Origin of the sequence: Novosphingobium sp. JCM 18896 (assembly GCF_025938095.1) — a bacterium.
In the GTDB taxonomy this organism is placed as follows: domain Bacteria; phylum Pseudomonadota; class Alphaproteobacteria; order Sphingomonadales; family Sphingomonadaceae; genus Novosphingobium.
On record NZ_JAPCZF010000003.1, the window covers coordinates 187004 to 209074 of the forward strand.

Sequence of the window (22071 nt, forward strand, 5' to 3'; positions counted from 1 at the left end):
GCGCAGGACGGCACGCGTCCGCCCGCGGGGACTGGTCAGGGTAAGGGTGGGCCTACCGTCAGTCGGCGCCAGGATTGGCCTGCAAGGCCGGCCTGCGCCCCGTCAGAGGAGGGTCAGTGGTTGGTCGAACACATGCGCATCGCATCACCTCATCGTTGAGGGGAACACGAAGCCTGGCGCTGTCGCCTGAGCATCGCGCGCTTTAGCCGTTGGTGACGCGGAGCAAGCTGCTTCCCGATCAAAAGCCGCGGGTCAGGATCCGTTCGAAGCGCGGCGAGCCTGACCAGCCCATTGCCGTGCGGATTAATGTCTACTTATTCGGTTGAATCATCGAAAGTCAAGGCAAAGCTTTGCTATGGCGACGGATAGGGCGGGTTTCGCGACGGATCGGCGAACCGTCTGCGCATGTCCATGTGCGATCGTCCGGCAACCGATCTCGCCTCGGCGAGTTTAGCGCTGCGGGTGCAGACAGCGACAAATTGCGACTGGACGCGGGAACATGCCAAAGCCATCCAAAGCGCTGTGAAGCGTATTGTACATATCCTGCTCGCGACCGCGGTCTTGTCGGGCTGCAGCGTGGGGCCGAACTATCGGCCCAAGAGCGCGACCGAGCTCGGCGTCCCCGATGCCTGGTCGGTCACCGCGGCGCCCACGCCCGAGGACCTGACGCGCTGGTGGCGCAATTTCGACGATCCCGTGCTCGGCCAGCTCGTCGATCAGGCGGCTGCGGCCAATCTCGATCTGGCCCAGGCCGTGGCGCGGCTGCGCCAGGCGCGCGAGCAGCTCGTGGTCAGCCAGTCCTCGCTGTTTCCCTCGATCTCGGGCTCGGGCGGCTTCAGTCGCAGCGAGGCGATCCGTGGCGGCGGTTCGACCCTGACCCTCCCTGACGGCACGGTGACGACCGCGGGTGGCGGCGGGCGCAGCAATTTCTCGCTGGGGCTCGATGCGAGCTACCAGGTCGACCTGTTCGGCGGCGTGCGCCGCGGCGTCGAAGCGAGCCGCGCGCAGTACGAGGCCGCGGGCTTCGACTATGCGACGACCCTGCTGACGGTCGAAAGCGAGGTGGCGCGCAACTACGTGCTGGCGCGCGCCTATCAGGCGCAGCTCGCGAACGCGCGCGCCAACCTCGCGATCCAGGACGACAATCTCGAGATCGCCGGCTTCCGCGTCCAGGCCGGGCTGGTCTCCTCGGTCGATCAGGAACAGGCGCGCGCCAGCCGGGCGCAGACCGCCGCGAACATCCCGCAGATCGAGCAGCAGTACAACGCCGCGGTCTCGCGCATCGGTGTGTTGACCGGTCAGGCACCCGGTGCGCTCAAACCGCTGCTCGCCGCGGTCAAGCCGATCCCCGGCGGACCGGCCACGGTGGGCGCGGGCATTCCCGCCAATGTCCTGCGCCAGCGCCCCGACGTGCGCGCGGCCGAGCGCAACCTCGCCGCGGCGACCGCACAGATTGGTGTGGCCAAGGCGCAGCTGTTCCCGGCACTCAACATCAGCGGCAGCCTCGATGCCAATGCCGGCAATATCGGCAGCCTGTTCGACACGATCACCGGCGGGCTCTTCGCCGGGATCAGCCAGGCGATCTTCAACGGCGGGCGGCTCAACGCGCAGGTGCGTTCGAGCCGCGCCGCCGCCGACGCCGCCTTCGCCGGTTACAAGCAGTCGGTGCTGACCGCGCTCGAGGACGTCGAGAACGCGGTCGTCGCGCTGCAGGCCGCGCAGGAGCGCGAGCGCCAGTTCGCCATCGCCTATGACGCGGCGAACAATTCGGCGCTGCTGGCGCGCAGCCAGTACCGCTCGGGCCTGACCGACTTCACCACGCTCAACACGCAGGAAGCCGCGCTGATCTCGGCGCGCAACGGGCTGGTCCAGGCGCGCTCCGACAAGGCGACCGCGCTGATCGCGCTCTACGCCGCGCTCGGCGGCGGCTGGAATCCGGCGGTGACGCCCACAGTGGATACGACGCCGGCAGCACCGGCAGGGACGAATTGACCATGGCAGATGAAAACCTCGACGAGTTCCTCGGCGTGAAGCCGCAACCGGCCTGGTATCGCTATGCCAAGTGGGGCGGGATCGCGCTTGCCGTACTGATCCTGGTCTTCGTTCTCACGCGGGTGTTCGGCGGTTCGAGCGAGCCGCAGTATACGACCGTAGAGGTCGAGCGCGGCCACCTCGTCACCACCGTCTCGGCCACGGGCAAGCTCGCGCCGACCAACCAGGTCACGGTCGGCTCGCAGCTCTCGGGCCTCGTGGTCAAGGTCTTGGTCGACGTCAACGACCGCGTCGTCGCCGGCCAGGCGCTGGCCGAGATCGATCCCGAGCAGATCGACGACCAGATCCGCCAGGGCCAGGCCCAGGTCGCCGCGCAGCAGGCGCAGGTCGGTCAGGCGCGCGCCACGGTGGCCGAGGCCCAGGCCCAGCTCGCGCGGCTCGAGGAAGTCCATCGCCTGTCGAACGGCAAGGTGCCGTCGCAGACCGAACTCCAGACCGGCCGCGCCAATGCCCAGCGCGCGGTCGCCGCGCTCAGGGTCGCGCAGGCCAACGTCACCGCGGCTCAGGCAACCTTGTCGCAGAGCCAGACCCAGCGCGCGCGCGCGATCATCCGCTCGCCCGTCGCCGGCGTGGTGCTCGCGCGCCAGGTCGATCCGGGCCAGACCGTCGCCGCCTCGTTCAACACGCCGACCCTGTTCGTCATTGCCGAGGACCTGTCGGCGATGAAGCTCGAGGTCGCGATCGACGAGGCCGACGTCGGCGCGGTTAAGCAGGGCCAGCGCGCGACCTTCACCGTCGACGCCTTCCCCGGCAAGTCCTTCCCCGCGCAGATCACGCGCGTCGAGATCGGCTCGAACCTCAGCGCGCAGGCGGCGAGTTCCTCGTCGACCAGCACGACGACTTCGACCACTGGGCAGGTCGTGTCCTATGCCGCCGATCTCTCGGTCGGCAACGCCGACCAGCAATTGCGCCCTGGCATGACCGCGACCGCCGACATCGTCACCGCCGACAAGCAGAACGTGCTGCTCGTGCCCAATGCCGCGTTGCGCTTCACCCCGCAGGCCGCGGCCGCCAGCGGCTCGGACCAGGGTGGCATCGCCAAGCAGCTCTCGATGGGCCCGCCGCGGCGCAACCGGGCCGAGCGCTCGGTCACGCTGAGCCGCGGCGCGACGCAGACGGTCTACGTCAAGGGCGAGGACGGCAAGCCGAGCCCCGTGCAGATCGTCACCGGCGACAGCGACGGTTCGCAGACCGAGGTGATCTCGGGCGGGCTCAAGCCGGGCATGGCGGTCATCACCGGGCAGTTGGCCGGCGCCGGCGACAACCAGAGCAAGGGATCCGGCCAGCGCCGGCGCCAGAGCGGCGGAGGCGGCGGTGGTGGCCAGTGATCCTGACCCGCTGATCCGGCTGCGCGGCGTCACCAAGGTCTACGGCGAAGGCGCCACGGCCTTCCAGGCCTTGAAGGGCGTCGATCTCGACATCCAGCGCGGCGATTTCGTCGCGGTCATGGGCCCCTCGGGTTCGGGCAAGTCGACGACGATGAACATCCTCGGCTGTCTCGACGTGCCCAGCGGCGGCACCTTCCTGTTCAAGGGGCGCCCGGTCGAAGCGCTCGACCGCGACCAGCGCGCACTGCTGCGGCGCAAGTATCTCGGCTTCGTGTTCCAGGGCTTCAACCTGTTGGCGCGGACCTCGGCGCTCGAGAATGTCGAGCTGCCCTTGGTCTATCGCGGCGACGACAAGACCGCCCGGCGCGAGGCGGCGCTGGCGGCGCTCGACAAGGTCGGGCTCAAGGACTGGTGGGACCATACCCCGGCCGAACTCTCGGGCGGCCAGCAGCAGCGCGTCGCGATCGCGCGCGCGATCGTCACCAATCCCGACGTCCTCCTGGCCGACGAGCCCACGGGCAACCTCGACAGCGAGCGCTCGGTCGAGATCATGCAATTGCTCACCAGCCTCAACCGCGATGCCGGGATCACCGTGCTGATGGTCACCCACGAGCCCGACATGGCCGCCTTCGCGCACACCATCGTCCATTTCAAGGACGGCCTGGTCGACCGCATCGAGGCGGGCCAGGGAGCGGGGGCACCGGCATGAGAGCGGCATTCCAGATCCTCCCCTGCAAGGGGAGGGGGACCGCCGTCCTGAGCTTGTCGAAGGGCGGTGGTGGAGGGGTGTCCCCGCTGGCGGTTACACCCCTCCGTCAGCGCTACGCGCTGCCACCTCCCCTTACAGGGGAGGATCTTTCGTCATGCTAGGCACGATCTTCCTCCTCGCGCTGCGTTCGATCCGGCGGCACATGCTGCGCTCGTTCCTGACGATCCTCGGCATCGTCATCGGCGTCGGCGCGGTCGTGGCGATGACGACCTTGGGCAAGGCGACCACCGCGGCGGTGCAGCAGCAGATCGCCGCGCTGGGCACCAACGTCCTGCAGATCCGCCCGGGCCAGGGCTTCGGCCGCGGCGGCGGCGGACCGCGGCCGCCCGATTTCGATCCGGCCGACGTGACCGCGATTGCTCAGCAGATCGCCGGTGTTACCGCGGTCGCGCCGCAGGCGCAGTCGACCGCGACGGCGATCTACGAAGGCGCCAACTGGTCGACGACGATCAACGGCACGACCTCGGACTACTTCAAGGTCCAGCCCTGGCCGCTGGCCTCTGGCCGCCAGTTCACCCCGGCCGAGGAAGCCGCGGGCAAGGCGGTCTGCATCATCGGCAATACGGTGCGCTCGAACCTGTTCCGCGGCGGGCAGGCGGTGGGGCTGCGCTTCCGCATCGGCAACGTCTCCTGCGACGTCATCGGCGTGCTCTCGACGCGCGGGCAGGCGGGCTTCGGCGGCGATCAGGACGACGTCGTGATCATGCCGATCAATGCGGTCCAGCGCCGCTTCACCGGCAGCACCGACGTGCGGCTGATGCTCGTCGGCGTCGACCAGGCCTATTCGACGAGCCAGGTCCAGGCCTCGATCACCGACCTGCTGCGCGAACGTCGGCGGATCACCGACGGGCGCGAGGACAATTTCAACATCTTCGACACCAAGCAGATCTCCGACACGCTGACCGGCACGACCACCTTGCTGACCGGCATCGTCACCGCGGTGGCGGCGATCAGCCTCGTCGTCGGCGGCATCGGCATCATGAACATCATGCTGGTTTCGGTGACCGAGCGCACGCGCGAGATTGGCATACGCCTGGCGATCGGCGCCGTGGCCAACGAGGTGCTGCTGCAGTTCCTCGTGGAATCGATCGTGCTCTCGTGCCTCGGCGGGGTGATCGGGCTGCTGCTCGCCCAGGTCGTGATCGCCGTGGCGACGCCGCTGATGCAGGTGCCCTGGACCTTCGACGTCCAGATCAACGTCGTCGCCTTCATCATCTCGGGCCTGATCGGCGTGGTCTTCGGCTATTTCCCTGCACGCCGGGCCGCCTCGCTCAACCCGATCGACGCATTGCGACACGAGTAACTTTAATCCAACCAAGCGATTGACTTGGCGCTCCCCGCCGCACTAGCCCACGCGGCGGGAGAACGAATCTATGTGGCATGTCCTGACGTCTGACCAGGAACTCTTGCGCGATACGACCGCGCGATTCCTGGGCGATCACGTACCTCTGAGCCGGCAGCGCAAGGACCTGCGCCGCGATCCGGCGGGCTTCGATCCGAGCTACTGGCGCTCGGGCGCCGAGCTCGGTTGGACCATGCTGCTGGTCGGCGAGGAAGACGGCGGCGGCAGCGTCTCGGGCCGCGGCGCGGTCGATCTCGCGCTGATCGCCTACGAGTTCGGCCGCAATGCCGCACCGGGACCGCTGGTCGACTGCAACGTGGTGGCATCGGCGCTGACCGGGCATGCCGGCGATCTCCAGAAGGGTGTGCTCGGCGAAGTGCTGACCGGCGGCGCGATCGCCGCGAGCGTGCTCGGCCACGCGCCCTGGCAGAACCCGGGCGAGGCGGCGATCACGATCCGCAAGCAGGGCGACGACCTGATCATCGACGGCACCCTGCGTCCGGTCGAATCGGCCAAGCAGGCCGGCTACTTCCTCGTCACCGGCCGCAGCGAGAGCGGCATGACCCAGGTGCTCGTCCCCGCCGACGCGGCGGGGCTCTCGGTCACGGGTCTGCGCGGCATCGACGTGACGCGGCGCTTCGGCGCGGTGAGCTTCGACGGCGTGCGTGCTCCCGCGAGCGCGCTCGTCGGCGAATATGGCCAGGCCGGCGCGCAGGTTTCGCGCCAGATCGAAAACGCCGCGGTCATGCTGACCGCCGAGGCCGTCGGCGCGATGGACATGGCCTTCGCCATGACGCTCGACTGGGCCTTCGACCGCTATACCTTCGGCCGCGCGCTGGCCTCGTACCAGGCGCTCAAGCATCGCTTCGCCGACATGAAGTCCTGGCTCGAGGCGAGCCACGCGATCGCCGACGCTGCGGCCGAGGCGGTCGCCGACCAGAGCCCGCTCGCGGCCGAGAAGGCCAGCGCGGCCAAGTCCTACATCGGCGAGCAGGGCCCCGAACTCGCGCAGGACTGCGTCCAGCTCCACGGCGGCATCGGCGTGACCTACGAGCACGACCTGCACTTCTTCCTGCGCCGCGTCTCGCTCAACCGCCTGCTCTACGGCACCCCGGCCGAACACCGCCGGCTGCTCGCCAAAATCCAGATCGAGAAGGAGGCCGCGGCATGAGCGAGCAGATCGAAAGCGTCGAGACCTTCCGCCTGCGCGCGCGCGAGTGGATCAAGGCCAATCTCGGCCCGATCCAGCCCTTCGACCTGACCCAGGACTGCGCCGACGACGAGGAAGAGCTCGTCGCCGTGGCCCGCGACCGCGCGCTCCAGCGCAAGCTCTATGATGGCGGTTTCGCCGGCCTCTGCTTCCCCAAGGAACTGGGCGGCCAGGGCCTGACCCCCGAGCACAACCGCGCCTTCAACGAGGAACTGGCCGGGCACGAGTATCCCTCGCGCTTCACCGTGCCCACCTTCACGCCTTGCGCGGCGGTGATCATGGAATTCGGCACGCCCGAGCAGAAGCTCGCGCATATCCCGGCGATCCTCAAGGGCGAGGAATTCTGGGCGCAGATGCTGTCCGAGCCCGGCGGCGGTTCGGACGTCGCCGGCGCGACGACCTCGGCCGTGCGCGACCCCGCGACGGGCGACTGGATCCTCAACGGCGCCAAGGTCTGGACCTCGCGCGCCTGGTGGCACGACTGGGGCATCGTCCTCGCGCGCACCAACTGGAACGTGCCCAAGCACCAGGGCCTCACCGTGTTCCTCATGCCGCTGCAGCAGGCGGGGGTCGAGATCCGCCGGATCGAGCGCCTCAACGGCGAGACCGAGGCCTGCGAGGAGTTCATGACCGACGTCCGCATCCCCGACAGCGATCGCGTCGGCGAGATCGACGGCGGCTGGACCGTCGGCCAGCGCTGGATGTTCCACGAGCGCATGGGCCACAACTCGCCCTATGTGACGCAGCCCGTGGGCCTGTCGCACGGCCGCACCGAAGCCACCCCCGTGGCGATCGCGCGCCAGGCCGGGCGGATCGACGATCCGGCGGCGCAGGAGCTGATCGGCGAATCGCGCGCGCTCGGCCTCGTCGCCAGCGAGTTGCAGCGCCGGCTCGCCTCGGGCGCGGCGGCGGGCAAGGGCAATACCGACATGTCCTCGGTCGCGCGGCTGTTCCGCGGCATGGCCAACGTCCGTCAGCGCACGATCGCCTTCGATCTGGCCGGCGCCGGCGCGGCCGGCTGGACCGAGGAGGAGAGCGACGGCGTCGGCGTGCAGGGCATGGAGTTCCTGATGCGTCAGGTCTCGTGCATCGGCGGCGGCACCACCGAGATCTCGCGCAACGTCATCGCCGAGCGCGTGCTCGGCATGCCGCGTGAGGCTTCGGGCGACAAGGGCGTGGCCTTCCGCGACGTCCCGCGCGGACCCAAGCGGAGCTAATTCGCCAGCGCGCGCACCCCGGCGAGGACCAGGGCCGCGCGCAGGCGGAGAGTGCGCGGCAGGTCGAGGTCGTCGACCAGCGCCCACTTGCCGATCGCGCCCATGGCGATCGACGAGATCGTTTCGGCGATCTCGATCGCGCCGGTGCTGCGCGGCAGTTCGCCGGCTTCCTGGGCGTGGGCGATGACCACCGAGAAGGCGCGGGTCATGCCGCCCGCGGCCGAATCGCGCGCGATCGCCTCGGGTGCCTGGTCGCGGATCTGCAGCATCCGCCGCACCGCCGCCTTGGGCGAGCGCGCGACGGTCTCGCCGAGTTGCTGGAGGATGTCGTCGAGCACGCGGTCGACTGGCTGGCCGCTCATCAGCGAGCGCAGCGACAGCTCGTGGATCTGCTCGGCCGTGGTCCAGGCCAGCTCGCGGAGGATGTCCTCCTTCTTGGGGAAGTAGTAGTAGACGCTGGCGCGCGAGATGCCCGCGCGCTCGGCGATCTCGTCGACCGTGGTCGCCTCGAAGCCTTCGTCGAAGCCGCGCTCGGTCCAGAGGCGCAGCGCGGCGCCGACGATCTTCTTGCGCGTCGCGCGCGAACGCTCCTGCGAGAGCTTGGCGGAAGGAAGGGCGCGCGAGGCAGGCATCCCCGCGCTCTACGTCAGATTGTGCCCGACCGCGAGCGCCAGCGTGTGCAATTGCTCGACGTCGTAGGTGTCGACCGGGCGGAACGGCTCGCTCTGGTTGAAGGAATATTTGGAGTGGCGCGTGACCTCGGGCGGCCGCGCCGCGATGATCCGCGCGACGCGATCGACCTCGGCGTCGAGCTGGTCGTCGGGCACCACGCGGATGCCCGCGCCGAGCGCGACGAGATCGGCGACGGGGACGAGATCGGCGGTCCAGGTCAGGTAGCGCATCGCCTGTTCGGACATCATCCGCCGCAGCATGCCCGCGCCGCCGACCGCGCCGACCTTGATCTCGAACTGGCCGAAGCGCGCCTTTTCCGAAGCGATCGCGAAGTCGGCGAGGCAGGCGTAGAGAAAGCCCGCGCCCACCGCGATCCCGCGGACCTTGGCGATCACCGACACCTTGCATTCGTGCATGACGCGGAACACCTCGCGGCCGAGCTGCATGCCGTAGTGCGGGATCGCCGGCGGCAGGGTGGACGCGGGCGGCCGCGCGTCCTTCACGTCCATGCCTGCCGAGAAGAACTTCTCGCTGGTACTTTCGAGCACGACGACGCGCGTCTCCCAGTCCTCGCTGGCCTCGACGAAGGCGGCCTTGACCGCGCGCATCATGTCGTAGTCGATCGCATTGGCCGGCGGGCGGTTCAGCGCGATGGTGCGGATGCCCGCGGCATCGCGCGTCGATTGGACGATCATATTCTCTCCTCGGAAGCACCGATCTCGCAACGACCGTTGCGGAAGATCACCGCGCCGCGCTCGGCGGCCTCGCATTCGAACGAAATCACCGACCCGTCGCGCCAGCTGCGCGTGACCAGGGTCTCGCCGGGGAAGAACGGCGCGGCGAAGCGCACGTCGAAGCTCTTGATCCGCGCGGGATCGTCGTCGCACCAGTCGGCCATGATCGCGCGCGCGGCGAAGCCGTAGGTGCACAGGCCATGGAGCAGCGGCTGCTCGAAGCCGACCGCCTTGGCCACGGCCGGATCGATGTGCAGCGGGTTCGCGTCCTTGATCGCATAGCGATAGAGCGCGGCCTGGTTGGCGGGCACGGCCTGGCGGCTTTCCTTGTCGGGCGCGCGCTGCGGTATCGCATGGACCGGGAAGGGATCCTGGTTTGGCCCGCCGAAGCCGCCGTCGCCGCGGCAGTAGAGCGTGAGCACGACCGTGGCATAGGGCGCGCCGCCGGCCGCGTCCGCGATCGTGTGCTCGACATAGACCACGGCGCCTTTCTCGGCCCCCTTGTCCGCGACGCCGAGCACGCGGCTGGTGCTGCTGACCCTGCCTGCAGGCGGCAGCGGGCGGTGCACGACCAGGCGCTGCTCGCTGTGCACGACCTTGCGGAAGTCGATCTCGGCGCGGCCGAACAGATCGCCCGAGCCGTCGAGCAGGGTCGTCGCGAAGGTCGGCAGGACGCGCAGGTCCTTCTCGTAGACGAGGCGCAGCGCGTCCTCGCCGAGCCGGTCGAGCCCGGCGCCGACGCCGAGCGCATAGATGATCGCGTCCTGCTCGGTATAAGACAGTTCTGCCGGGCCCGAGGTGAGCTCGAGGATTTCGGGATAGCGCATCGGCTCAGTTCCAGATGCCGATGACGCGCGCGAGGTTCTCGCCCATCACCCCGCGCGTCGCGGCCTCGCCGAGCACGGGCTCGATCTTCTGCGCATAGGTCGCCGGATGGGCCAGGCCCTCGGGATGCGGATAGTCCGAGCCGAGTATGATGTGATCGGTCGGCAGCACCGCGGCGAGCATCGACACGTCCTCCTCGGGGAAGGGGGTGACGTAGAGGTGCTCTTTCAGGATCGCGCTGGGCAGGTCGTGCAGCTTGGGCGCGAGCTTCGAGCCGCGCGCCGACTGGTAGGACTTGTCCATCTGCTTGAACAGGTCGGCCACCCAGAACGAGCCGCCCTCGACCGCCATGACGTTGACCCGCGGGAAGCGCGTGAACAGGCCGTGGAAGGTCAGCGCCGCCATCGTGTCCATCATCGGCCGCGCGCCCGTGCCGAGGTAGGACTGCATCGGCGTGATCTCGGTATAGGTCGGGTCTTCCTTCTCGCCCCAGTGGACCGAGACGAGCTGGTGGTACTGGCTGAACGACGAATGGAACGCGACGGGCACGCGCGCCTCGTCGAGACGCGCCCAGAAGCGATCGAAATGCTCGGAAGCGGGCGAGCGGCCGAACACCGGCCCCGTGCGCAGGTGCACCGCGCGCGCGCCGAGCTTGAGTACGCGGTCGAGCTCCTTCACCGCCTCGTCGACGTCGAGCAGCGACATCAGCGGCACCGAGAACAGCCGGTTGTCGGTGGCATAGCCCCAGTCGTCCTCGAGCCAGCGGTTGAAGGCGTGGAGGTTGGCATAGGTCGCGCCGACGTTGCTCGCGAGCTGCTGCTCGATCATCACCGCGAGGCTGGGATAGAGCATCGCCGCGTCGATCCCTTCGCGGTCCATGAATTCGAGCCGCTTGGTCACGTCGATCGAATCGGGCAGCTCCTCGGCGCGCATGCGGTTCTTCACGTTGAACTCGGCCATGCCCATGTCGGCATTGGGATCGCGGAACATCTCGAGGATCGACTCGGGCGGGGCGATGAAGTCCTGCGGGTGCACCGCGTTCGAACGCAGCCGCTCGCCGCCGACCATCACGTAGTTGCGGCCGTTCTCGGCCTTCTCGACGTGGATGGCCCACTGGGCATAGGCGGGGTCGATGTGGCGGGTGAAGCTGTCGTAGCTCTCGTAATAGTGGTTGTCGCCGTCGAAGACCCGGTAGCGGGTATTGGCTTCGGTCATGCTCGTGTCCTTCGCTGTGGGCGCGGGAATTCCTCCCCCTCGATGGGGGAGGGATACGAAGGCTTGGCGGCGCAGCCGCCTAGCCGGAGTTGGGTAGGGGGGCGGGTGCGGGTGCGGGTGCGGGTGCGGGGATGCGCGGCGCGGGCCGGCGCGCTCACCCCCATCCAGCTACGACTAGGCCGCTTCGCGACCAAGTCTCCGCATCCTTCCCCCATCGAGGGGGAAGAAGTGCGGTGCTTTTTGTGAAAGATCGGGCTCATGCGGGGGCCTGGGAAACAAGCGTCAGGCCCGAGCGGCGGACCTTGCCGGCGTCGTTGCGGATCGGCTCGTCGGTGAATTCGATGCGGCGCGGCAGCTTGTAGCGGGTCAGGCGCGTGGCGAGGTGGGCGAGCAGGCCGTCGCGATCGAGGCTGCCGTTCTCGACGTGGACGCGCGCGCAGACCACTTCGCCAAGGTCGTCGTCGGGCTGGCCGAAGACCACGGCGTCGCCGACCGCGGGATGGCTCTGGATCGCTGCCTCGACCTCGGCCGGGAAGACGTTGTTGCCGCCGCTGTTGATCATGTCGATGCGGCGGTCGGCGAGGGTGAGGAAGCCGTCGGCGTCGAGCGCGCCGAGATCGCCGAAGCTCTCCCACTCGCCGTGGAGCCGCTGGCTGACCTCGGAGATCACGACGAAGCGGCGCGGATCGACGCGGTTGCGCATGAAGATCTCGCCGACCGTGCCCGGCGGCACCGGCTGGCCGGCCGCGTCGAACACCGCGATCTCGCCGTTGCCCGCTGCGCGGCCGACCGAGCCCGGATGGTCGAGCCATTCGCGGCCCGAGATGATCGTCGTCGAGACGCCTTCGCTGCCGCCGAAGATCTCCCAGACCGCATCGGGCCCGACGAGATCGATCCAGGCCTGCTTGAGCCAGGCCGGGCAGGCCGCGGCCGAATGCCAGACGCGGCGCAGCGAGGCCAGCACCGCGCGGTCGGCGGGGCTCTGGGCCGCCTTGAGCAGGCGGTTCATCATCGTCGGCACGAACAGCGCCCAATGCGGCCGATGCCGCGCGATCAGCGCGATCGCCTGGCCTGCGTCGAACTTGCGCATCATCACGACGTGCACGCCGCGCGTCAGCCCGCCGATCAGGTGGTTCATCGGCCCCGAGTGGTAGGTCGGGCCGGGGACGAACAGCGCCGGTCCCTCGGTCCAGCCCCAATGGTCTTCGGCGGGATCGACGGTGGAGGGCTCGGTATCGACGATGACCTTGGGCAGGCCGGTGCTGCCGCCGCTGGCCTGGGCGCGGCAGCGCGCGGCGGTCAGGCTGGGCGCCTGCCACAGCGGCTCACCGGCGAGGTCCTGGCCGGCGCGCAGCACGATCCGGGCGCCGGCGGCGCGCATGATGTGGTCGAGCTCGATCTCGGGCACGGTCTGCGAGAGCGGCAGCGGCGTCGCGCCGAGCCGCCAGGCGCCGAGGAAGCAGGCCACCTGCTCGGGCGAATTGGCCATGGGCAGCACGACCATGTCGCCCGGCCGCGCGCCCAGCGCATGGAGCCGGCTCGCGGCGCGGCGCGAGGCTTGGGCGAGCGCGCGGTAGGACCAGGTCTCGTCCTCGACCGTCAGCGCCGGATCGTCGCCGCGCTGCGCGGCGAGCGCGTCGATGCGATCGGCGATGTGCTGTCTCTCTCCCATCGGCGGTCCCTTGCTGCGTGACTCGTTATTTTTAGATGATGTATAAATTTATGCGAGTCCAGCACAACGTTATTGCGTAAATATCGCGCTTGACCCGCCGGGATAAATTTAGATGTTGTAGGTATAAGGCGATGGGAAGGGGATGGCGGTATGAGCGAGTTGGGAAAGGTCGGGGCCTGGCTGCTCGCCGACGTGTTCTCCGCCGCCGACAACGCGCGGATCGCGCGCAAGCTCGAATCCTGGGGCTATCGGACCCTGTGGATTCCCGAGGCCTTCGGCTGCAATCCGATGGTCCAGGCAGCCTGGATCCTCAGCCAGACCGAACGCCTGACGCTCGCCACGGGCATCGCCAACATCTATGCGCGCGATCCGCTGGCGACGGTCAATGCGCTGCACGGGCTCAACGAGATGTCGGGCGGGCGCTTCCTGCTCGGCCTCGGCGTCAGCCACGCACCGCTGGTCGAGGGCATGCGCGGCCAGGCCTACAAGGCGTCGCTCGCGGCGATGCGCGATTATCTCGAGCGGATGCAGGCCACGCAATACGCCGGCGTCGCGCCGCCTGCGCGGCCGCGGACCGTGCTCGGCGCGCTCGGGCCGAAGATGCTCGAACTCTCGGCCTCGCACGCCGACGGCGCGCATCCCTACAACGTCACGCCCGAGCACACGGCGCGGGCGCGCGAAATCCTGGGGCCGGGCAAGCTGCTGCTGCCCGAGCAGATCGTGCTGCGCCAGACCGATCCCGCCCAGGCCCGCGCCACCGCGCGCGGCTTCCTGGCGGGCTATCTGCGCTTCCCCAACTACACGCAGAACTTCCTGCGCCTGGGTTTCACCGAGGACGATCTCGCCGGTGGCGGCTCGGACCGGCTGGTCGACAGCATCGTCTGCTGGGGCGACGAGGCGCAGTTCCGCGCGCGCATCCAGGCCCATCTCGACGCCGGCGCCGATCAGGTCGCGATCCAGATCCTGCCGCGGCAGGGGCGCGTGCTCGCCGCCGAAGACCTCGCGCTGTTCAAGACCCTCGCCCCCGCAACCCGGAGCTGACCCGATGGCCACCGATCCCGCCGCCACGCTCGACTTCGTCAAGAGCCGCATCGACATCCTCGACTGCGTCAACCGCTATACGCGCGGCATGGACCGCCTCGACCGCGACTCCGCGCTCTCGGCCTTCCATGCCGATGCCCAGCTCGAATACGGCGTCTTCGTCGGCTCGCCGGCCGAGTTCTTCGACTATTTCGCCGAGCTCCACCGGCATCACCACAAGTCGACCAATCACAACATCTGCAACCACGTCTGCGAGCTCGATGGCGACACCGCCCATACCGAGACCTATTTCGCCGTCGCCAACATCGGCGCCTCGGGCGATTTCGCGCTGGCCGGCGGTCGCTATGTCGACCGCTTCGAGCGCCGCGACGGCCGCTGGGCCATCGCCACGCGCGTCTGCGTCGGCGAATGGGACGCGACCCCGGGTGGCAACCCGATGGCCGAGACGATGATCGCCAAGTTCCGCGAGATCGTGCCGATCGCGCGGGATTCGTCGGACGTCTCCTACCAGCGCCCGCTGGCGATCCCGGCCGAGCGGCTGGGCATGCGGATGACCGTGTGACCGCGCGGCTTGCGCTGCCAGTGCCGGCGCTCTAGAGCGCGCGCAGATCGTGCCGGTGCCCCGCGAGGGGCTTAATCGGGAACGGGGTGCGGGCGGTCATCGCCCAAAACCCAGGCTGTCCCTGCAACTGTAAGCGGATAGCGCGATGCACTGGCTTCCCGGTCTTTCGGGAGGCGGCCACTGGACCCAAGCGGTCCGGGAAGGTCCGTGCATCGCGTGACGACCCGCGAGCCAGGAGACCTGCCGGCGCACCGGTCGCTCTTGCCGCGGTCCAGGGACTGGCCATGGCACGGTATTTCTCCGTCTGAGCGGCGCACCCAGGGCCGGTGCGCGCGGACGGGCCGCGTGCGCGGTCCGCGACGAGGAGAATGCGCATGAGCAAGGTGCCGACCACAGTCATCACGGGTTTCCTCGGCGCGGGGAAGACCACCTTGATCCGCCACCTGCTGCAGAACGCCAAGGGCAAGCGGCTGGCGCTGGTGATCAACGAGTTCGGCGACGTCGGCGTCGACGGCGAGCTGGTCAAGGGCTGCAACGACGAGGCCTGTCCCGAGGACGACATCGTCGAGCTGGCCAACGGCTGCATCTGCTGCACCGTCGCCGACGATTTCCTGCCGACCATGCAGAAGCTGCTCGACCGCGAGAACCCGCCCGAGCACATCATCATCGAGACTTCGGGGCTCGCGCTGCCCAAGCCCTTGGTCAAGGCCTTCCAGTGGCCCGACATCCGCACCCGCGCGACGGTCGACGGCGTGGTCGCGCTGATCGACGCCGATGCCGTGGCCGCGGGCCGCTTCGCCACCGACGAGGCGGCGCTGGCAGCGGCGCGCGCGGCCGATCCCTCGCTCGATCATGACAGCCCGCTCGAGGAGCTGTTCGAGGAGCAGCTCGCCTGCGCCGACATGGTCGTGCTCAACAAGACCGACCTCGTCGATGCGGAAACCCTGGCCGCAGTGCGCCAGCAGGTCGCGGCCGAGACACGGCCCGGCGTCGGCATCGTCGATGCCAACCACGGTGCGGTCGACATCGCCGCGCTGCTGGGCATCACCGCCGCGGCCGAGGACGATCTCGACAGCCGGAAGTCGCACATGGACGGCGCCGAGGAGCACGACCACGACGACTTCGACAGCTTCGTCCTGAGCGGCGGCGAAGTCGCCGAGGTCGAGGCGCTGGTGAGCAAGCTCGGCGAGGTCATCGCCGCGCACGACGTGCTGCGGATCAAGGGCATGGTCGCGGTCGCGGGCAAGCCGAGCCGGCTGGTGATCCAGGCGGTCGGCCCGCGCATCCAGCACTTCTTCGACCGTGCCTGGAAGCCCGGCGAGGACCGCAAGACCGGACTGGTGGTGATCGGCCAGAAGGGGCTCGACCAGGCCGCGATCGAGGCGGGGTTGAAGGCGGTGGTGGGCTGAGGCTCATGACTGCCGTCGGGCTCCCATCCTCCCCGGCACGGGGAGGGGGACCACGCGAAGCGTGGTGGAGGGGGCTCTCCACCCTACGCAGCGTCGCTTGGGGACGAGAACCCCCTCCACCACTCGCTGCGCGAGCGGTCCCCCTCCCCGTGCCGGGGAGGATTTGATGCACCTGCTCTCGGCCACCACCGGCACGGTCTCGAACGGCGACGAGGCGATCGATCTCGACCAGTCGCCCGGCGACATCGTGATCCTCACCGTCGCCGACAGCGAACTCGCCTGCTTTGCCGGTGCCGCCGCGCTGCTGCCAGACGATGCGCCGAGCGTGCGGCTGGCCAACCTGCTCCAGCTCAAGCATCCCTATTCGGTCGACCTCTACGTCGAGAAGGTGATCGCCAAGGCCAGGTTCGTCTGCGTGATCCTGCTCGGCGGCAAGTCCTACTGGCCCTATGGCATCGACGAGATCGCGCTGGTCGCGCGCGAGAAGGGCATCCATTTCGCCGCGATTGCCGACGGGCGCGAGGCCGATCCCGCGCTCGACCGCGCCTCGACCCTGCCCGCCGAGGTGCGCGAGAAGCTGCGCGAATACTTGCGGCAGGGCGGCGTGCCCAATGCCCTGTCGTTCCTGCGCCAGGCCGCGCGGCTGATCGGCCGCGACGCGGGCACGCCCGACGATCCGGTGCCGATCGCCGACGCCGGGCTCTACCTCGCCGGGGTCGAGCGGCCGGGGCTTGCCGAACTGCGCGCGCGCTGGGTGGAGGGGCGGCCGCTGGCGCTGTTCGTGTTCTACCGCGCGCTGGTGGTCGCGGGCACGCTCGGTGCGGCCGATGCGGTGATCGCTGCGCTCGAGGCGCGCGGCTTCAACGTCGCCGCGGTGCATGTGCGTGCGCTGCGCGAGCCTTTCGCGGTGGATATGCTGGGCGGGCTGATCGCGGCGATCTCGCCCGACGTCGTGGTCAACGCCACGAGCTTCGCCGCCTCGTCCTCGAGCGAGCCGCGCGTTCCCGGCGTGCTCGAACGCGCCGACTGCCCGATCCTTCAGACCGCCTTCGCCGGGATCGAGGAAGGCGAGTGGCAGGGCGCGGCGCGCGGCCTCGGTCCGCGCGACCTGGCGATGAACGTTGCGCTGCCCGAGGTCGACGGCCGGCTGTTCACCCGCGCGATCGCCTTCAAGGCGGCCGAACGCTTCGACGCGCGCACCGAATGCGGCGTGATCGTGCCGCAGGTGGCGCAGGACCGCGTCGGCTTCGTCGCCGACCTCGCCTGGAACTGGGCGCGGCTGAAGCGGACCCCGGCGGGCGAGCGGCGCATCGCGCTGGTGCTCGCCAACTATCCCAACCGTGACGGGCGGATCGGCAACGGCGTCGGCCTCGACACTCCCGCGAGCGCGGCGGCGATCCTGCGGGCCTTGCGCGAGGAGGGCTACGACACCGCGGATGCGCCCGAGGACGGCACGGGCCTGATGGCGGTGATGACCGGCGGGGTGACCAATGATCTGTCGTCTTTGGATCGAAACCCTACCCAAAACCTCAACCTCAACCCAACAAACCTAGCCCGTCACCCCGGGCTTGCCCCGGGGTCCCGCTTTTCGTCGAGCGCGGCGCCGGAACCTAGCGGGACCCCGGATCAAGTCCGGGGTGACGAACTTGGGGGAGTTGGCCTGTCGCTAGAGGCGTACAGGGAGGCCTTCGCCGCGATCCCCGAGGCTGCCCGCACGGCCATGACCGAACGCTGGGGTGAACCCGAGGCGGACCCCTTCGTCCGCGACGGCGCGTTCCGCCTGGCGGTCCACCGTTTCGGCAAGACCGTCGTCGCGGTTCAGCCCGCACGCGGTTACAACATCGATCCCAAGGAAAGCTACCACGATCCGGCGCTGCCGCCGCCGCACGCCTATCTCGCCTTCCACGTCTGGCTCGAGCGCGCGTTCGGCGCCCTGGCGCTGGTCCACGTCGGCAAGCACGGCAATCTCGAATGGCTGCCGGGCAAGGCCGTGTCCTTGTCGCGCGACTGCTTTCCCGAGATCTGCGGGGGGCCGCTGCCGCAGCTCTATCCGTTCATCGTCAACGATCCGGGCGAGGGTACCCAGGCCAAGCGTCGCATCGGCGCGGTGATCGTCGACCATCTGACCCCGCCGCTGACCCGCGCCGAAAGCTACGGCCCGCTCAAGCAGCTCGAGGCGCTGGTCGACGAATATTACCTCGCTGCCGGCATGGACCCGCGCCGGCTCGACCGGCTGCGCCGCGACATCCTCGATCTCGCGCGCGGGCAGGGGCTCGACCAGGACGCGGGCGCCGTCGGCGACGACGAGGATGCGCTCGCGGCGATCGACAACTACCTCTGCGAACTCAAGGAAATGCAGATCCGCGACGGGCTGCACGTCTTCACCCAGTCGCCCGAAGACCGGCTGCGGCGCGACCTGCTCGTCGCATTGGCGCGCACGCCGCGTGGCTACGACCGGCCGGGGCAGGCCTCGCTGCTGCGCGCGCTGGCCGACGATCTCGGGCTCGGCTTCGATCCGCTCGACTGCAAGCTCGGCGCGAAGTGGGAAGGCCCGCGGCCCGAGCTTCTGGCCGCGCTGTCGGACGATCCCTGGCGCACGGCGGGTGATACGATCGAACGACTCGAACTGCTGGCAGCGGCCCTCGTCGAAGGCGGCGAAGGAGTGGGCGAGACGAGCACGGCCGTCCTCGCCGAGGTCGCCGAAAACCTCGCCCCGCGCATCGACGCCTGCGGCCCGGCCGAGCGCGCGGCGCTGCTGGCGGGGCTCGACGGTCGCTTCGTCGCGCCCGGGGCTTCGGGAGCGCCGACGCGGGGGCGGCCCGACGTGCTGCCGACGGGGCGCAATTTCTATTCGGTCGATACCCGCGCCGTGCCCACGGCGGTCGCCTGGGAGCTCGGGCGCAAGTCGGCCGACCTGCTGGTCCAGGACTATCTTCAGCGCGAGGGCGAATATCCGCAGGCGGTCGCGCTTTCGGCCTGGGGCACGGCCAACATGCGCACCGGCGGCGACGACATTGCCCAGGCCCTGGCGCTGATGGGGGTCAAGCCGCGCTGGGAATGGACCTCGGGCCGCGTCGTCGGCTTCGAGGTGATCCCGCTGGTCGAGCTCGGCCGCCCGCGGGTCGACGTGACCCTGCGCGTCTCGGGCTTCTTCCGCGACGCCTTTCCCGAGCAGATCGACCTGATCGACAGCGCCGCGCGCGCGGTCATGGCGCTCGACGAGGACGCGGCCGACAATCCCGCCGCCGCGCGCCACCGGGCCGAGCTGGCGGAAGGTCTCGACGAGCGCCGGGCCGGCGCGCGCGTGTTCGGCTCGAAGCCCGGCGCCTATGGTGCGGGGCTCCAGGCGATGATCGACGAACGCCTGTGGCACGACCGCGCCGACCTGGCCGAGGTCTATCTCGACTGGGGCAGCTATGCCTATGGCGCGGGTGTCGAGGGCGCCTCCGAGCGCGACCTGTTTGCCGCGCGGCTGAGCCAGGCGCAGGCGGTGATCCAGAACCAGGACAACCGCGAGCACGACCTGCTCGACAGCGACGACTACTACCAGTTCGAGGGCGGGATTGCCGCGGCGATCGAGCACCTGTCGGGCCGCAAGCCGCAATCGTACCACAACGACCACTCGCGCCCCGAGAAGCCGGTGATCCGCAGCCTCGAGGACGAGATCGGCCGCGTCGTCCGCGCGCGCGTGACCAATCCCAAGTGGATCGCCGGCGTCATGCGCCACGGCTACAAGGGTGCCTTCGAGATCGCCGCTTCGGTCGACTACCTGTTCGCCTTCGCCGCGACGACCCACGCGGTGCGCGACCACCACTTCGACGCCGTCCACGCCGCCTTCATCGAGGACGAGGCCGTGCGTGACTTCATGGCCGAGGCGAACCCGGCGGCGCTGCGCGAGACCGCGGCGCGGCTGGCCGAGGCGCTGGTCCGCGGCCTGTGGCGACCGCGATCAAACAGCGCGGCGGTGCTGCTGGCCGAGATCGCCGGCGCCGCAGCGCGGCTTTAGGCGACCGCGCTGCGCCGATCGACTTCGCGGACCTTGCGCTCGATCACCGCGGCGATCGCTTCGGGAGTCCAGCTTGCGGGATCGAGCGTGCGCTGGACCGACATGCCATAGACCAGGGCGATCAGTTCGGTCGCCAGTTCGCGCACGTTGTCCCTGCGGCCGGTGCGCGCGACGATGACCTCGCCGATCAGCGCGAGGGTCTTCTCGATCCACAACTGCTGTTCGGCCGCGAAGCGCGGGCTGCGTGCGGCCTTGTCCCAGAAGGCGACGTAGACGCGCCAGCGCTCGAGCGTGGCCTCGTCGCTACCGCAGAGCGCTTCGAGCGCGCCGGCGAGATCGGCGGGATCGCGCGCCAGCACTGCGGCGATCGGCGCCTGGCCCTGCAGCGCGAGGATCCGGTAGACTGCGAGCAGCAGGGTGTCCTTGTCGGCGAAATAGTGGGTGATCACGCGGATGCTCGCGCCCATGGCCTTGGCGATGCGATTGAGCGTCGTCGCTTCGAGGCCCACGCGCGCGATGAGTTCCATCGCCACTTCGGCGATCTGCTGGCGCCGCTGCTCGTGATCTACGATGCGCATGTCCGCTGCGTCTCCCGCGCGCGGCCTACCGTGCGGCGCGCGCAAATGTAAATCTGGTTACATGTAATCGGCGGGCTAAGCCTGGTCGCACAAGACCTTGGAGAGGTGAATCCCATGACCCGCGCGACCGAACTCGACCTGCCCTTCCTCGACATCGGCCAGGACTGGTTCGCCGCCGATCCCTATCCGCATTTCGCCGCGGCGCGCGAACGGCACCCCTGGCTGGCGACCTCGCCGTTCGGCTACCTGATCAACGACTACAAGGCGATCCGCGAGTTCTTCCATAGCGAGGACCAGTACGCGCCGCCCTATGGCGGGCTGCTCGACGTGATGCAGGCGCACGGCACGGCCTGGGGGCGCTTCCAGACCAACCACATGCTGGCGATCACCGGCGAGCGGCACCAGCGGCTGCGCGCGATCCTGGCGCCCTCGTTCACCCCGCGCCAGGCGAACAAGAACCGCGACGTGATGCGCGAGGTGATCTCCGACCTGCTCGACGCATGGGTACCCCCCGTCGGTCAGGCCGGAGGGTTCGATTTCGAGGAATTCGCCTCCTATTTCCCGATCACCGTCATGTGCCGCCTGATCGGCCAGTCGCCCGAGGCTATCCAGCCGATCCGCTCGTCGCTCGAAACCCTGGGGCTCAGCGTCTGCATGGACCCGGCCTTCCTGCCGCAGCTCGAGGAAGCGACCCTCGTGCTCGAGCAGTTCGTCGGCCAGTTCGTCGCCGATCGCCGCGCGGGCAAGCGGCTGTCCGAAAGCGAGGATCTGCTCGACCTGCTGCTGAGGAACCAGCAGGAGGGCGGTCTCGACGATGCCGAGCTCGAGAACATCCTGATCTTCCTGTTCGTCGCGGGCTACGACACCTCGAAGAACATCCTGACGATCATGATGTCGCTGCTCGCCGATCGGCCCGAGATGTTCGCGCGCTGCGGCGAATCCATCGACTATTGCCGCAAGGTGATCCGCGAGACCTTCCGCCACATGAGCACGGCGCCGGCGCTGCGCATGCTCGGCCGCGACTGGGAATACCGCGGCGTCGTGCTGCCCAAGGACAGCATGATCTGGTTCCCGCTCAACGTGATCGGCCGCGATCCGCGCGTGGCCGAGGATGCCGAGACCTTCGATCCCGACCGCGTCCACGCCAATCCGCCGATTCCCTTCGGGCTCGGCGCGCACATTTGCCTCGGCCAGTACATTGCCAAGGCCCAGCTGGAGGAAGGCCTGCACCTGATCGCCCAGCGCATCACCAACCTGCGCTCGACCGGTCCGGCCGGCTGGCGGCCCTATCCGGGCACGTGGGGAATCAAGGGCCTGCCGATCACTTTTGATACGGCGGAAGCGAAAGTCGACGAAGCGGTGCATTAACCAAAGATCGCCTTTTGTGGGATGTGTTCAATAGTGAACAAATCCCCATGGCGTGGGGCTTCCCCGCCGGT

General features: G+C 69.2%; 17 protein-coding genes and 1 riboswitch. Of the genes, 11 read left to right on the plus strand and 6 right to left on the minus strand.

Features of this window, described 5'->3' with window-relative positions; all coding sequences use genetic code 11:
• Positions 1-522 precede the first annotated feature (522 nt).
• The 6 genes from OLX23_RS11260 to OLX23_RS11285 all read left to right on the plus strand — a co-directional run bounded on the left by OLX23_RS11260 (position 523) and on the right by OLX23_RS11285 (position 7918).
• Positions 523-1992: an efflux transporter outer membrane subunit gene (locus OLX23_RS11260; protein WP_264445090.1), complete on the plus strand. Its 1470-nt coding sequence runs from the start codon at positions 523-525 to the stop codon at positions 1990-1992.
• A 2-nt stretch (positions 1993-1994) separates the two neighbouring features.
• Entirely contained in the window at positions 1995-3380 is a 1386-nt protein-coding gene (locus OLX23_RS11265; protein ID WP_264445091.1) for an efflux RND transporter periplasmic adaptor subunit, read from the plus strand.
• Complete coding sequence (locus OLX23_RS11270; RefSeq protein ID WP_264445092.1) at positions 3370-4089, plus strand: ABC transporter ATP-binding protein; 720 nt, start codon at positions 3370-3372, stop codon at positions 4087-4089. Before OLX23_RS11265 ends, OLX23_RS11270 begins: the two co-directional genes overlap by 11 nt.
• A 154-nt stretch (positions 4090-4243) precedes the next feature.
• Positions 4244-5452 carry an ABC transporter permease gene (locus OLX23_RS11275; RefSeq protein ID WP_264445093.1) on the plus strand — a complete coding sequence of 403 codons (1209 nt, stop codon included), beginning with the start codon at positions 4244-4246 and terminating at the stop codon, positions 5450-5452.
• Positions 5453-5522: 70 nt separating this feature from the next.
• Complete coding sequence (locus OLX23_RS11280) at positions 5523-6662, plus strand: acyl-CoA dehydrogenase family protein (protein ID WP_264445094.1); 1140 nt, start codon at positions 5523-5525, stop codon at positions 6660-6662.
• Positions 6659-7918, plus strand: coding sequence for an acyl-CoA dehydrogenase family protein (locus OLX23_RS11285; RefSeq protein WP_264445095.1), 1260 nt, complete (start codon positions 6659-6661; stop codon positions 7916-7918). Before OLX23_RS11280 ends, OLX23_RS11285 begins: the two co-directional genes overlap by 4 nt.
• Here OLX23_RS11285 and OLX23_RS11290 read toward each other — a convergent pair.
• The 5 genes from OLX23_RS11290 to OLX23_RS11310 all read right to left on the minus strand — a co-directional run bounded on the left by OLX23_RS11290 (position 7915) and on the right by OLX23_RS11310 (position 13036).
• On the minus strand, positions 7915-8550 hold the full coding sequence (locus OLX23_RS11290; protein WP_264445096.1) for a TetR/AcrR family transcriptional regulator: 636 nt from the start codon (positions 8548-8550) through the stop codon (positions 7915-7917). The genes OLX23_RS11285 and OLX23_RS11290 overlap by 4 nt on opposite strands.
• A gap of 9 nt (positions 8551-8559) precedes the next feature.
• Entirely contained in the window at positions 8560-9285 is a 726-nt protein-coding gene (locus tag OLX23_RS11295) for an enoyl-CoA hydratase/isomerase family protein (RefSeq protein WP_264445097.1), read from the minus strand.
• On the minus strand, positions 9282-10151 hold the full coding sequence (locus tag OLX23_RS11300; protein WP_264445098.1) for a MaoC/PaaZ C-terminal domain-containing protein: 870 nt from the start codon (positions 10149-10151) through the stop codon (positions 9282-9284). The genes OLX23_RS11295 and OLX23_RS11300 overlap by 4 nt, the downstream gene beginning before the upstream one ends.
• Positions 10152-10155: 4 nt before the next feature.
• Entirely contained in the window at positions 10156-11364 is a 1209-nt protein-coding gene (locus OLX23_RS11305; protein WP_264445099.1) for an amidohydrolase family protein, read from the minus strand.
• Positions 11365-11620: 256 nt separating this feature from the next.
• On the minus strand, positions 11621-13036 hold the full coding sequence (locus tag OLX23_RS11310) for a class I adenylate-forming enzyme family protein (RefSeq protein ID WP_264445100.1): 1416 nt from the start codon (positions 13034-13036) through the stop codon (positions 11621-11623).
• 150 nt (positions 13037-13186) lie between these two features.
• On the opposite strand from OLX23_RS11310, the gene OLX23_RS11315 reads away from it, so the two are divergent.
• The 4 genes from OLX23_RS11315 to cobN all read left to right on the plus strand — a co-directional run bounded on the left by OLX23_RS11315 (position 13187) and on the right by cobN (position 20054).
• Positions 13187-14077: a TIGR03620 family F420-dependent LLM class oxidoreductase gene (locus tag OLX23_RS11315; RefSeq protein ID WP_264445101.1), complete on the plus strand. Its 891-nt coding sequence runs from the start codon at positions 13187-13189 to the stop codon at positions 14075-14077.
• A gap of 4 nt (positions 14078-14081) precedes the next feature.
• Positions 14082-14639 (plus strand): nuclear transport factor 2 family protein, encoded by a 558-nt coding sequence (locus OLX23_RS11320; protein ID WP_264445102.1) that lies wholly within the window; start codon positions 14082-14084, stop codon positions 14637-14639.
• Between the two features lie 36 nt (positions 14640-14675).
• Positions 14676-14902: riboswitch (cobalamin riboswitch) on the plus strand.
• Between the two features lie 111 nt (positions 14903-15013).
• Positions 15014-16048, plus strand: coding sequence for a cobalamin biosynthesis protein CobW (gene cobW, locus OLX23_RS11325; RefSeq protein ID WP_264445103.1), 1035 nt, complete (start codon positions 15014-15016; stop codon positions 16046-16048).
• A gap of 166 nt (positions 16049-16214) precedes the next feature.
• Entirely contained in the window at positions 16215-20054 is a 3840-nt protein-coding gene (gene cobN, locus OLX23_RS11330; protein WP_264445104.1) for a cobaltochelatase subunit CobN, read from the plus strand.
• Here the strand turns inward: cobN and OLX23_RS11335 are convergent.
• Positions 20051-20632 (minus strand): TetR/AcrR family transcriptional regulator, encoded by a 582-nt coding sequence (locus OLX23_RS11335; RefSeq protein ID WP_264445105.1) that lies wholly within the window; start codon positions 20630-20632, stop codon positions 20051-20053. The genes cobN and OLX23_RS11335 overlap by 4 nt on opposite strands.
• 114 nt (positions 20633-20746) lie before the next feature.
• Between OLX23_RS11335 and OLX23_RS11340 the strand changes: the two genes are divergently transcribed.
• Entirely contained in the window at positions 20747-22000 is a 1254-nt protein-coding gene (locus OLX23_RS11340) for a cytochrome P450 (protein WP_264445106.1), read from the plus strand.
• The last annotated feature ends 71 nt before the right edge of the window (positions 22001-22071 follow it).